Raw genomic sequence first — 14,082 nt, 5'->3', positions numbered from 1 at the left:
AGATTTCATATTTATTTGCTTTTTGCTACACAGATAACATTCCTACGGACTGCGAGCACATCTTACTCATTTATCTACACGTATAACATTCTTCCGAAATATTTATTAATATTAAAAATTCTTAAAGCTGATTCCGTAGGAATCGTATCTGTGTAGAAAATTATATGGTCTGAGATAGCGCAGTCCGTAGGACTGCTATCTTTCTTTATTAAAAAATTATTTTACAATAAAAAAATTAACCTAATTCATCGTAAAATTCAAATAAATATTCATTCTTAAATTCAATTTCAAATGCGTTCAGCATCTCAATATATTCTTCTCTGAAACTTTTCTTCGCATGATGCTTTTCCTGATTCAGAATATAATTTACAACTTTATCCTTTTGGCTTTTCGCATAGGAAAATGCACCATAACCTTCCTGCCAGAAAAACTTTCCTAAACACAATTTCCTGTCATTAATAAAATTTGAGGATTCAATTTTAACCGTTTTAATCAGTTCCGGAATTGTAACCTGCAAATTCTTATAACTGAAGAAGATATGAATATGTTCTGGATTTGCATAAATAGCTAATACTTTTTGATTTTTATTGCTAAATATTCCACAAATATATTTTTCAATTTCTTCTCGTACTTCCGATTTAATTTTAATATCACGTCCTTTTGTAGCAAAAACAACCTGAATGTAAATTTGTGTATAGGTGTTGGGCATAAAATTTTATTTTCATCACTTCTTCAAAGGTAAATTATCTTTGTCAAATTCCCAATGAATACAGATTGAAAACAAATTCATATACCAATCTTTTTGCTACACAGATAACAGTCCTACGGACTGCAAACGCCTCTTTATTTATTATCTACACAGATGAAATTCCTCTGGAATGTTTATTAATATTACAATTCTTCAAGTTGATTCCGTTAGGAATCTTATCTGTGTAGAAAATTTATTGTAATAACGTTGCAGTCCGTAGGACTGCTATCTCATCAAACCAAATATTAAAAAATATGCAGCCCAAAAGGACTGCATACCATATTATACTTTAAGATCAGCTTCTAACCCAATCAAATCTTTATTTGCATCGATAATCGGCTGAACTTCATTGGCAATGAATTCTTCCGTCTGAATTGGCGCAAAACCGATAAAGTTTTTAGGATCGAGAACTTCTTTTAATTTTGATTTATCTAATTTTAACGAATCGTCGTTCAGGATTCTTTCGATAAGGTCGTTTTCTTTACCTTCTACTTTTACCTGCTTGGAAGCTTCCATAGAATGAACTCTGATCACTTCATGAATTTCCTGACGGTCGCCACCAGCTTTCACTTCTTCCATGATGATGTATTCTGTCGCCATGAAAGGAAGTTCTTCCATAATATGTTTGTTGATTCTGTTAGGATAGACCACAATTCCGTTCATGATGTTGTTCCAAATTAATAGAATTGCATCAACAGCTAAAAATGCCTGAGGAATGGTTAATCTCTTATTTGCAGAATCGTCCAATGTTCTTTCAAACCACTGTGTTGAAGCGACCATTGCAGAACTGGTTGTTAAAGACATAACGTATTTTGCCAAAGCTCCGATTCTTTCACTTCTCATCGGATTACGTTTGTAAGCCATTGCCGATGAACCGATTTGGTTTTTCTCGAATGGTTCTTCAATTTCTTTAAGATTTTGAAGTAAACGTAAATCGTTGGTGAATTTGTGTGCAGATTGAGCAATATTTCCTAATAAAGCGACTACTTTCGCGTCTATTTTTCTGTCGTACGTCTGTCCGGAAACGCCAAAAACTTTCTCGAAACCGAATCTTTTTGATAATTCTTTATCTAAATGCTTCACTTTAGAATAATCACCGTTGAAAAGTTCTAAGAAACTTGCTGCAGTTCCTGTTGTTCCTTTTACGCCTCTGAAACGTAATGTTTCTAAGAAGAAATCAAGTTCTTCAATGTCAAGGACTAAACTCTGAAGCCAAAGGGTTGCTCTTTTTCCAACCGTTGTTAACTGAGCAGGCTGAAAGTGGGTAAATCCTAAAGTCGGAAGATCTTTATATTCAATTGCAAAGTCCGCTAAGTTTTTAATAACGTTAACCAATTTTTTCTTTAAGATTAAAAGTCCGTCGCGAATCTGGATTAAATCGGTGTTATCTCCTACAAATGCTGAAGTTGCTCCCAAATGAATTATCCCTTTTGCTGAAGGTGCTACATCACCATATGTATGAACGTGAGCCATTACATCGTGTCTGAACTTTTTCTCGTATTCAGCAGCCTTTTCGTAATCGATGTTTTCTGCATTAGCTTTCAATTCGGCGATTTGCTCGTCTGTAATGTCAAGACCAAGATCTTTTTCGATTTCAGCAAGGGCAATCCAAAGCTTTCTCCAGTTCTGGAATTTATTATTGTGAGAAAAGTTAAATAACATCTCTTCGCTTGAATAGCGTTCTTCCAATGGATTTTTGTAGGAATTCATTCTTTTCTTTTACTTTTTTTAGATATGCAAAAATACGGTTTTTCAGTGAGAGATAAAAATGGTTTTTTCTTAGAAATGCTTATCTGTGTTTAAATGAAACCAGACAGCAATAATGAAGGAAAACTTTCATAAAAAAGCCGTAGAAAATATTTTTCAACATTAAATGAATTATTATCAGATTTATTTTTTATTTTAGCTTCTACAAAAGAAATATTAAATCAAATTAATTATGAAAAATTTAAAAAAATTATCAAAGTCAGCCTTAAAAAACATTGCAGGAGGATGGGTACCTCCTCCAGGAGAAAGTTGTCCTGCAGGTAGTTGCCAATATAAAGAGAACGGACCTTGCAGACCATATAATGCTAGTCTTTGTATCTAAACTAATAAAAAAACAGGAGAATAGTTCTCCTGTTTTTTATTGATAAATGACAACATCATTTTTCTTAATCTGATAGCCTGTCTTCTTATAAGCTATCAAAACATAGCTGTCTTTGATGTGCTTTCCGCTTTTCCAGACCTTGCTTTTTCCCTGTCTGTCGAGAATAATGCTGTTCGCGCTTCCGTCGGGAATAAAAATTTCGGCTTTTTTCATGTTTTTACTGAAAATAACTGCCGTTGATGTGCTGTAACTTTTGTCTGAGTTTACCTCGTTCAATTTAATTTTCTGCTCGAAAACTCTTACGCAATCGTTTCTCAGCTGAGAATAGGTATATCCTGCGGAAGCTTTACAGCCATGAACATCTTTGTCTCCGCCCACTAAATGCGTTTGCTGTGAAAAGACTAATGAACCAAGGAACATCATACCAAATAAAATTGTTTTTTTCATGTTTTTAAATTTTAAGTTTTCAATCTGTTCAAAATTATGCCAAAGAACCTTATGAGTTGCTATGTATTCAAAAATACAAAAAAAGCCACTCATTGTGAGCGGCTTATAAAATTATTTTGTCCAGTTGATTTTGGAATGTTTCACATCGGATGAATTGGTTCCGATCATGATATCAAATTCACCCGGTTCCCAGTCGTATTTCAGGTCTCCATTGTAGAATTTAAGGTTTTCCGGAGTAATATCGAAGGTGACTTTTTTAGATTCTCCTTTTTTCAACATTACTTTCTGGAAGCCTTTCAGTTCTTTTACGGGTCTTGTGATGCTTCCTACCATATCTCTGATATAAAGCTGAACTACTTCTGCTCCATTATAATTTCCGGTATTCGTTACAGTAACGGATGCCTGAATGGTCTGATTTCCTTTTGGATTTGCATTGGAAACTGTAACATCAGAATAATTGAATTTTGTGTAACTTAACCCATAACCGAAAGGATACAACGGCGTGTTACACTCATCCATATAATTGGAACGGAATCTCTGGTATTCACATTTATCAACCAGCTTCTGATCTAACGGGCGTCCTGTATTTTTAGCATTGTAATAGATTGGAACCTGCCCTAAACTTCTTGGGAAAGTCATCGGTAGTTTTCCTGAAGGATTTACTTTTCCGAACAGCACATCCGAGATTGCATTTCCTGCTTCGGAACCTGCAAACCAGACATTAAGAATTGCATCCGGAGTATCTTTAATGTTTGTTAAGGCTAAAGGACGACCTGTGAAAAGAACTACTGCAATTGGCTTTCCTGTCTTTTTTAGTTCATTTAAAAGATCTACCTGAGACTGAGGAATGGTAATTTCTGTTCTTGAAGACGATTCTCCGCTCATTTCAGCAGATTCTCCGATTGCCAGAACAATAACATCGGATTTATTGGCAACATCTACCGCTTCTTTTAATAAAGCTTCTTTTGAACGGTTGTCTCTGTCGGTTTTTTTACCGTGCGCTGCATAGATATCTTCCAGTTTTGCATCATAATCAATATTTGCTCCTTTTGCAGAAAGGAATTTCACTTCTTTACCGAAGTTTTCCTGTAATCCCTGCATCAGATTAACGGCTTTCTCATGTTTTGCTGCAACGCTCCATGTTCCTGCCATGTTCAGAGAGTTATTTACCAATGGTCCGATTACGGCAACAGTTCCTGATTTTTTCAAAGGCAAAACCTGATTGTCGTTTTTCATCAAAACCATAGACTGTGCTGCTGCATTTCTGGCAATGTTTCGGTTTTCCATATTGTACACCTCTTTTGCAGCCAGTTTTGCATCTCCGAATTTATATGGATCTGAAAATAAACCTAAGTCGTATTTCGCTTCAAGAATTCTCTTTGCTGCCATATCGATCTCAGCCTGAGTCACTTTTCCTTCTGCCAAAGATTTTTTTAACGTCGTTAAAAATCCTTCACCTACCATATCCATATCAATACCTGCTTTTAAAGCCAATGCGGAAACTTCCTGAAGATTTCCCATCCCGTGATCTACCATTTCGTTGATTCCGGTATAATCGGTTACTACGAAACCTTTGAAATTCCACTTGTTTCTTAAGACTTCAGTCTGCAGCCATCTGTTTCCTGTTGCAGGAACTCCGTCCACTTCGTTGAAAGAGGCCATTACAGAAGCTACTCCTGCATCTACTGCTGCTTTGTAGGGCGGAAAATATTCGTTGAACATTCTTACGTGGCTCATATCGACTGTGTTGTAGTCTCTTCCTGCTTCACCTGCGCCGTACAGCGCGAAATGTTTAACGCAAGCCAGAATATTGGTTCCGTTGGCAAGATCTTTTCCCTGATAACCATAGACCATATTTTTTGCAATTTCGCTTCCTAAGTATGGGTCTTCACCGGAACCTTCAGAAACTCTTCCCCATCTTGGTTCGCGGGAAATATCCACCATTGGCGAGAATGTCCAGTTGATTCCGTCGGAAGCTGCTTCTTTAGCGGCAACTCTTGCCGACTGCTGAACTAAATTCATGTCCCATGAAGCGGCTAATCCCAATGGAATCGGGAAAGTGGTTTCGTAACCGTGGATGAGGTCCATTCCGAAAATCAATGGAATTTTAAGACGGCTGTTTTCCACTGCCACTTTCTGAACGGCTCTGATTTTATCTGCTCCTTTTATATTGAAAAGCCCTCCTACTAAACCCTGTTCGATTTTTTTTCCGATGTCTGAACTTTTAGCCAAACCGGTTGTAAAATCTCCTGAACTTGGTAAATTAAGCTGTCCGATTTTTTCATCTAAAGTCATTTTCGACAAAAGATTATCCACAAAAGCTTTCTTTTTAGCCTGATATTGAGCCGTCTGATAAGACTGAACGGGTTTCGTTACCATTTCCTGTGCCGAAAATACAGGAGCCAATGCTAAAGTGGCGATTACAATTAACTTTTTCATAACTCTATCTTCTTTTAATTATAGTTCTATTTTTAATTTTTTTATCTAAACGAAAAGTTGAAAAGTTTTTTTTAATTATCCTGTCCATTTTCTGTTCGCGTAGGTAATTTTATAAGCTAAGTATGAAGTATTCATTCAGCAAACACTTTTCGTTTAACGATTTATACTAAATTATTTCTCTTTTCTTTTTGACAGCATCCATTCGTATAATTTAGGATTGGAATAGGTTGAATCCCAGGAATTGTGATTGTCATTCGGGAAAACTGTTAATTCGGCAGAGGGATTGACAGGATGCAATGCCTGATAAAAATTAAATGCATTTTCCGGTAAAACAACATCATCCATTCCGCCATGAAAGATTTTCATATTCAGATTTTTGTACTGATGGATGTTTGCGTACATTAATCTGTCTGTAGGTGCGCAAACCGGAATGACCGCCGCAAACATTTCGGGATGTTCCATTGCTAGTTTCAGTGTTCCCCAACCTCCCATTGAAAGTCCGGTAAGGTAGATTCTTGAAGGATCCACTTTATATTTTGACTGAATTTCTTTTATTAAATTATAAACTGTTTCTGTATCCCACCATGTATTTTCCGGACATTGAGGTGCTAAAATTGCCACCGGTTCTTTTATTAAGTTTTTATAGGTAAACGGACTGTGCACTTTTACGATTTCCAAATTATTGCCTCTTTCTCCAGAACCGTGAAGAAAAACAATAAGCGGAACGTTTCCTTTTGCATTCTGAGGAAAATCCAGAATGTAAGAAATTTTTTCCTGTCTTTTTACTTCTTTGTTGAGTTCTGCTTTTATTTCCTGCGCATTTGCTTTTAAAGAAAATAAAAACGGCAGCAACAAAGCGTATTTTAATTTATATTTCATATTAGAATTTGTATGTTTTGGTTGTTACAATTTAACCATTCTTTTTTAATAGCCCCGATTGCAGCATTTGTCTGAGCTCATTTTAGAGTTTCGGCGGCGGCGAAGCCGCCGCCGAAACTCTAAAATAGCGAGTGCGGAAAGCGGGAAATAGCTTCTGAAAAAATTATTTAATATGATATTTTTCCGATTTGAAGCTTAATTTCTTTAATCCCTGTTGAATTTCAGGTGCATTCATGAATAATTTCCACAAAAATCCGGTTCTGTAGTTTTCTATCATCGGCGCAATCGTTCCCTGATCAATCGCGAGATATCTAGGCGTTGTCCAATTGTTGTAATGAATAGACGTTGCATCATAAGGTCCCGCAGAGCCAATAAATTCAGGTTTTTGGGTGTAGATAAATCTTAAAAAATCCATTGATTCTTTCGGAGAATACGGAAAGCTGCTCAATGCCGCAGTAGGAGTAATTACACCACGGTCATTTTGTGGAAAGTGCGCGTCATATCCCGCAGTTCCGTCTTCATTTCTTGAATAACTGGCGGTTAACCCCCAATAATTGGGTCCATATCCTTTCCAGTTTTTGGGATTTTCAACGCAATATTTGTAATCAATAAGAACCTGATTTTTATTTAAATCAAAATAGTTTTTAATTAATTTATCTGATAAGTTCGTCGGATCCAAACCGATATAAGAATAATGCGCCCAAAATAGAGGTCCTCCATATTCTGCTGCTCCATTGTGTTTTACATACATTGGAAGACCATATTTTTCTTTATCTGAAAGGTAGGTTCTATTTCTTGTCCAGCCTTTGTAGTAGGTTTCAGCATCAATCGGATAAGTAGGTGACGAAGCGGCTAAAATATAGGTAATTAAACATTCGTTGTAGCCTTCCAACGGGAAGTTCATTTCCCACTGATAATCGGGCGACCAATGCCAGTAAAGGACTTTCTGTCCACCTTTTGTGTACCAGTTCCATTGAATTCCTTTCCAAAGTTCATCACATTTTTTTGCTAAAGATTTTTCTTCAGTATTTCCGTTTTTAAAATATTCACGAACCATTAAAATTCCTGAAGTTAAGAAAGCGGTTTCCACCAGATCTCCTCCATTGTCTTTTTTCCCGAACGGCACTGTTTTTCCAGTTTCGCCATTGATCCAGTGCGACCAGGCTCCTTTATGACGATCTGCTTTTGCAAGAAAATCCATCATGGTACTCAATCTTTTTACCGCATCTTTTCTTGGAATAAATCCTCTTTCTACACCCACTAAAATGGTTGCCAATCCAAATCCTGATCCTCCTGTCGTCACAACGTGCTTATCATTATCCGGATAGATATTATCTTCGTGATAGCGTTCTCTTCCCAACATGGAATTGGGTTCTGCATAGTCCCAAAAATACTTTAAAGCATCTTTCTGAACTTTATCCATTAACTGCTCGTCTGTGACATTGCTTTTTACAACCTGAACTTTTGATGCTTCCTGAATGGAAGTCTGTGAGTTCTTACACGAAACCGAGAGTGATGATATAGTGATGACTGAAAGTATTATCCTTTTCATAATTTAATTTTGTTTAAAATCCATACTGTGTAGAATGGAATCCTAATTTTATTAATCCCTGCTTCACGTCTGGCGCATTCATAAATAACTGCCATAAAAACTGGCTTTTATAATTTTCTACCATTGGTGCAATCGTTCCCTGATCTATTGCGAGATATCTTGGCGTAACCCAATTGTAATGAACAGAATAAGCATCGTAAGGTCCTGCAACACCTACATATTTATTATAATTTTCATTATACAGAAATCTGAGCATATTCATACTTTCCGTTGGTGTGTAAGGCATACTCGATAATGCTGCTGTAGGAGAAATTATTCCTAAATCGTTATTTGGCTGATGTGCAGCGTAATCGTCTCCTCCTGTATTTGGATTTCTGGAATAACTTGCTGTAAGTCCCCAACTTTTTGAATTATAACCCTGCCATCCTTTTGGATTAGCAACGCAGTACTGATACATTATTTTGGCATGATTGGTTGTAGCATCGCCATAATTTACATATTCATCCGACAAGCCTCTCGGATCTAATCCCAAAAATGAATAATGTGACCAAAACATAGGACCTACTGTACCATTCGCACCATTATGATTCACTACAAGAGGTAATCCGAACTGTGATCCTGTATTTTTTATACTTCCGCTTCTTGCCCATCCCTGCTGATAAACAGGTTTAGCGATTGAATAGTTTGGAGATGCAGCAGCCATGACATAGGTAATTAACGTCTCATCAAAGCCTCTTAACGGCATATTCATCTGCCAATCATAATTGGGAGACCAATGCCATGTAAGCATATTGGGAGCTGCGGGATTTTGCGTGTACCAGTTCCATTCAATTCCTTTCCATAGCGCATCAGCTTTCTGAGAAATTGCCAGTTCTGAAGCATCTGAAGAATTTTTAAAATATTCTCTCACACAGATAAGTCCCTGTGCAAGAAATGAAGTTTCTACCAAATCTCCTCCATTATCTTTCTGGCTGAAAGGTATAACCTGACCGTTAGTTCCATTGATCCAATGCGGCCATGCTCCATGAAAACGATTGGCATTCTGAAGGAAATTAAGAGAGGTTGTTAATCTGGAAACCGCTTCAGCTCTGGAAATATATCCGTTTTTAATACCCACTAAAATAGTCATGAGTCCAAAACCTGAACCACCGGTGGTTACAATATTTGCATCCTGAGACGGATTATCTGTGTGATATCGTTCTCTTGCTAATTTTGATCCCGATTCGGCATAATCCCAAAAATACTTTAAAGCATCTTTTTGTACCATTTCGATGAGTTGTGCATCGGTGTAGTTGTTGGTGGGAGCTGTTGGATTTTGCTGGTTATTTACAATATCTTCAGAAGAACAACTGCCACATAAATATATGGCAGTTGTTAGTATTATAAAATTTTTAATTCTCATGAGGATTAGTATCCAGGATTCTGAACAAGTACCCCATTGCTTTGATTAATTGCGTTTTGCGGTATTGGGAATACTTCGTTTTTCCCGGCAACAAATCCATAACTTCCAAGGACGCTGGCTGCCTGTCCCGTTCTTACAAGATCCACAAATCGGTCTCCTTCCATCGCTAATTCTACTCTTCTCTCTTTCCATATCGCGGTACGTAATGCAGATTGTGAGGTTGCAGTTGTAACCGGTAACATAGCTCTCGTTCTCACTTTATTTAAGTTCGTGATCGCGGTTGCAGAATTTCCTAATTCATTTGCCGCTTCTGCATTAATTAGCAATACTTCAGCAAATCTTAAAATTCTTATATTTTGTCTGGAGCCATATCCGCAAGAAGTATTATTTAAACTTTTAGGAACATACGCCTTCTGATTAAATGTTTTTACTGATAAAGGATCTCCAACCGCAATAACATCTCCTTCCGGAGTTGTTTCTCCGTCTCTTAAGATCGTAAGCTCTTTTCTGATATCTCCGGTTTCAAACGCCGCTTCCAGAGAAGGTGACGGTGTGAAGAAGCCCCATCCAAACTGTCCTCTTACTCCCTGAACTTCTGCATATTGACTTCCTCCTAATGAAGAACATTCACAGTCTACTTCAAATACAGATTCCGGACCGAATTCTCCTGCAATTCTGAAAAGGTGGTTGAAATCAGGATCTAGTGAATATCCCATTGCAATTACCTGGTTAGAAGCATCGTATGCCTTCTGGTAATCTTTTTTATACAAATAAACTTTTGATAGTAATCCTAGCGCTGCACCTTTGGTAACTCTACCCTGATCCGCAGCAGAATAAGTCTGAGGCAGGACCTCTGAAGCTGAAATTAAATCTGAAATGATAAAATTATACACCTCTTCTTTGGATTTTCTAGGGATGTTATAATTTAAATCTGAAGGAATACCATCAAAAATAGGAACCCCTCCATAAATTCTTACCAGATTAAAATAGAAATATGCTCTCAGCATTTTAGCCTCTGCAAGAAGTCTCTTTTTTAATGTTTCGTTCATGGTAATCTTTGGAATGTTACTGATTACCTGATTACATCTCGCTACAGCATTCCACTGACCTGTCCAGTATCCTTCCACTCCGCCATCGGAAGCAGTGTAAGTAAATTGATCATAAGCAAGCATAAAGGATGCATCTCCCGGGTTTGAACCTTTCAGGACGTCATCCGCAGGAACACCAAAAACATATTGAGACGGAAATGCAGAGTTTTCCCAGCTTCTTAGAAAGCTATAAATAGCAGTCGTCGCAGAGACAGCATCAGCTTCGGTAGTAAAGAAATTATCAGCTTCGTTTTTAGTTTCCGGTTTTATATCTAAATAATCATTTCCGCAAGATGATGCAAGAAATAGACTTAATAACAGTATTGATACTTTTTTCATTTTTTTAATTTTAGAAAGTTAAATTAACCCCCATTGTATAGATCGAAGATAAGGGATAAATGTTTTGATCTACCCCCAGTTGAACACGGTCTGATGTATTCAATATTTCTGGTGAAAAACCGTTGTATTTAAAAGATGTCCATGGATTTTGAGCAGAAACATACAGTCTTAATTTCTGAATCTTTGTATTCGTAAATAAATTAGATGGTAATGTATATCCTAACTGAATATTTCTGATTCTGAAGAAACTTCCATTCTCAACATAGAAACTGTTGGGCTTGATGATATTCTGATCATTGGTAACCATAGGATATGTATTAGAAGTACCTTCGCCTCTCCATCTGTTGTTGTAGAAATCTAAATCCCAGCTTTCGTTACCATAACGCTGCTCTCTGTTGTAGTTGTAAATTTTGTTTCCGGAAACTCCCTGGAAGTCCACAGAAAAATCTACATTATATCCGGATAAATTAACTCCGAATCCGTAAGTAAAGTCCGGAATCGGGCTTCCTAGGTATGTTTTATCTGAATTGTCAATAACTCCGTCCCCGTTAATATCTGCAAACTGAAATCCTCCGACAGCAGCTCCCACCTGCTTAGGTGCAGCATTTACCTGTGCCTGATTCTGGAAAATTCCCGCTACCTGGAACCCGTAGTAAGAACCTACAGGAACTCCTTTTTCAAGTCTTGTGATGGTGCTTCCGAATAGATAAGGTCCTGTTTCGTTATAGGAGTTGTTGTAAACCGAAGTGATTTCATTTTTAAGAGTGGTTAAATTTCCATACACTCCGAATTTGATTTTATCGGTAAGGTTTGCTTCATAATTAACAGAGAATTCAAATCCTTTATTATTGAAAGAGAATGCATTGGTAACCAATTTATTCTGCGCTCCGGAAATAGAAGGCTGCTGAATTCCGTATACAACATCTTTAGAATCTTTGTTATAATAAGTAGCTTCAACTTTCAGCCTGTTTTTCAGGAACGCCATCTCCAATCCGAAATCTGTTCCTTCAATAGTTTCCCAGCCAATTGATGTATCAATAATATCTGTTGTGGTTTCACCCGGATAAGCAACCCCTCCAAAGTAAGCATTCAGACCGGTTTGTGTGGTTAAAACGTAGTTAAGACCTCTTACCGGATTTCCTAAACTTCCCCAGCTTCCTCTTACTTTTAACAAATTAAAAATATTCTGGTTGCTCATGAAGTTTTCTTTGGAAATAACCCATCCTGCACTTACAGCAGGGAACCAGTGTGTTCTGTCTCCGGAGCTGTATCCTGTAGTTCCATCATTTCTAATGGATGCATTAATAAGATATTTTCCTTTATAATCATAATTTACTCTTCCAAAATAAGACTGTACCCTATCTCTGAAGCCTACTTCCCAAGAAGCTCCGTCCGCATAATTATTTCCTCCTCCGCTCGTGGTTGGGATACTTCCAGAAAAATATAAAGACTGTTCTGTACCGTTATACACGATATCTCTTCCAAAAGTATTAAGATTAAGTCCGTAATCCTCGTTTCTGGTCATACCTGCAAGAATTTCAAGGTTATGACTTCCTAATTGCTTTCTCCATGTTAAAGTATTATCTAAAACATAAGATCTTAACATCTGGTTTGTTCTTAATAAGCTTGAACGTGAAGTACTTGCAGGAATGTAATTAATAACAGGATTATAAGAATAAGATTTAACATCAGAATTATCCTGAGTATAACTTATTCTATATGTAAAATCGTCCCAGAATTTATATTCTCCCCAAAGGTTTATCAAATATCTGTTACCATTATCCTTTCCTCTGAAAAGATCTAAAGCAGCTCTTGGGTTAGCTAATGAAACAAGAGTCTGATAACCGTAAGTTCCATCTGCATTCATTGGGCTGTATACTGGTGGAGAAAGATATGCTGTTAATGTAGGATTGTTTGCATTATCTCTTCGTGTAGTACTCCATGTTGAATTTGTACCAACCGTTAAATGATCTGTTAATTTATACGTTAAATTAATCTTTGATGTAAATCTGCGGAACTCATCTCCACTGTTGATTCCTTTACCGGCAGCTAAATTCCCCTGATCTGTTAAATAACCTAAACTTAAAAAGTAAGTTAATTTGTCTGATTTTCCGGATGCAGAGATATCATTTGAATTAATCATGGCATCTCTAAAAATCTCATCAAACCAGTTGGTACTTGTCGGAAACATGGAAGAATTAATAAATCCGGTTGTTGATCCCTGGTTTTTTAATTTTTCATTGTAAAGTTCCACATACTGATCTTTATTAACCATTTTAGGTATGTTGGAAACTCTTTTTAACCCGATATAAGAATTGAAATTAAAGACATTTTTACCTTTACCGGATTTTGTTTTAATAATTACAGCACCTTTAGAAGCTTTCGCTCCATAAATAGCCAACGAAGAAGGATCTTTTAAAACACTCATCGACTCAATGTCCAGCGGATTCAGAAAAGAAATATCTTCTGTTATACTTCCGTCAACAATAAATACCGTTGTTCCGTTTAAAGTTCCAATTCCTCGGATATCCACTCTTGGAGAAGATCCCGGAGCCGCACCGTTTGTAATCTGAACCCCCGCTACTTTCCCCTGAACAGAGCTAAGCGCGTTTGGATTGGGCTGATTTTCCAATTGCTTTGAAGATATTGTAGCAATACTCCCCGTTACATTCTCCTTTTTCTGAGATCCATATCCAATCATCACAACTTCCTCAATCTTCTGCTCCTTCGGAACAGTGTCTTTTGGGGTAGTTTGCGCATTGACATTCATACCGAAGTATAAAACCGCAATGAGACATGAATACTTTAAATCACGTTGTTTCATATAGTTTAATTTTATTCGTACAATCAAAACTTGATGTTTTTTACCGAAAAATATATATTCTCAATAAAAGACATTAGTCAAAATTATAAAAATATATCAAACAATGTTAATTATACTTAATTTTTTTACCTATCTGTTAATATTTTAGATTTACGGAAAAACATTTAATTATCATTTACATTAAGTAAATCATTCAATATATTCGTTATTATTACATATTATTTAATAGCAAACTTATACTTTTCAATTAAAAAAATTAATAATTTATTCATAAC

At 36.6% G+C, this 14,082-nt stretch carries 10 protein-coding genes; 1 reads left to right on the top strand and 9 read right to left on the bottom strand.

Annotated elements, in window-relative coordinates; genetic code table 11:
- Window positions 1–235 precede the first annotated feature (235 nt).
- Window positions 236–709, bottom strand: coding sequence for an IS200/IS605 family transposase (gene tnpA, locus AC52CF_RS07425; protein ID WP_496518009.1), 474 nt, complete (start codon window positions 707–709; stop codon window positions 236–238).
- Between the two features lie 321 nt (window positions 710–1,030).
- Window positions 1,031–2,458, bottom strand: coding sequence for an adenylosuccinate lyase (purB, locus tag AC52CF_RS07420; protein WP_496518008.1), 1,428 nt, complete (start codon window positions 2,456–2,458; stop codon window positions 1,031–1,033).
- A gap of 229 nt (window positions 2,459–2,687) precedes the next feature.
- Here purB and AC52CF_RS07415 point away from each other — a divergent pair, with 229 nt between their 5' ends.
- Complete coding sequence (locus AC52CF_RS07415; RefSeq protein ID WP_410492760.1) at window positions 2,688–2,837, top strand: bacteriocin-like protein; 150 nt, start codon at window positions 2,688–2,690, stop codon at window positions 2,835–2,837.
- Window positions 2,838–2,873: 36 nt separating this feature from the next.
- Here AC52CF_RS07415 and AC52CF_RS07410 read toward each other — a convergent pair whose 3' ends face one another.
- From AC52CF_RS07410 to AC52CF_RS07380, 7 genes are all read right to left on the bottom strand, one after another.
- On the bottom strand, window positions 2,874–3,284 hold the full coding sequence (locus tag AC52CF_RS07410; RefSeq protein ID WP_214590181.1) for a hypothetical protein: 411 nt from the start codon (window positions 3,282–3,284) through the stop codon (window positions 2,874–2,876).
- Between the two features lie 111 nt (window positions 3,285–3,395).
- Entirely contained in the window at window positions 3,396–5,723 is a 2,328-nt protein-coding gene (gene bglX / locus AC52CF_RS07405) for a beta-glucosidase BglX (RefSeq protein WP_496518007.1), read from the bottom strand.
- A 171-nt stretch (window positions 5,724–5,894) separates the two neighbouring features.
- Window positions 5,895–6,602 carry a carboxylesterase family protein gene (locus AC52CF_RS07400; protein WP_214590183.1) on the bottom strand — a complete coding sequence of 236 codons (708 nt, stop codon included), beginning with the start codon at window positions 6,600–6,602 and terminating at the stop codon, window positions 5,895–5,897.
- A 163-nt stretch (window positions 6,603–6,765) separates the two neighbouring features.
- On the bottom strand, window positions 6,766–8,154 hold the full coding sequence (locus tag AC52CF_RS07395; RefSeq protein WP_214590184.1) for a glucoamylase family protein: 1,389 nt from the start codon (window positions 8,152–8,154) through the stop codon (window positions 6,766–6,768).
- A 13-nt stretch (window positions 8,155–8,167) separates the two neighbouring features.
- Window positions 8,168–9,556: a glucoamylase family protein gene (locus AC52CF_RS07390; RefSeq protein WP_214590185.1), complete on the bottom strand. Its 1,389-nt coding sequence runs from the start codon at window positions 9,554–9,556 to the stop codon at window positions 8,168–8,170.
- Between the two features lie 5 nt (window positions 9,557–9,561).
- Window positions 9,562–10,983 carry a RagB/SusD family nutrient uptake outer membrane protein gene (locus AC52CF_RS07385; RefSeq protein WP_214590186.1) on the bottom strand — a complete coding sequence of 474 codons (1,422 nt, stop codon included), beginning with the start codon at window positions 10,981–10,983 and terminating at the stop codon, window positions 9,562–9,564.
- A gap of 10 nt (window positions 10,984–10,993) precedes the next feature.
- Complete coding sequence (locus tag AC52CF_RS07380) at window positions 10,994–13,807, bottom strand: SusC/RagA family TonB-linked outer membrane protein (protein WP_496518006.1); 2,814 nt, start codon at window positions 13,805–13,807, stop codon at window positions 10,994–10,996.
- Between the last annotated feature and the right edge of the window lie 275 nt (window positions 13,808–14,082).

This window comes from Chryseobacterium sp. 2P (assembly GCF_059579425.1).
The sequence above is the reverse complement of the archived record's forward strand: the minus strand, read 5'-3'. Positions and strand labels throughout refer to the sequence as shown.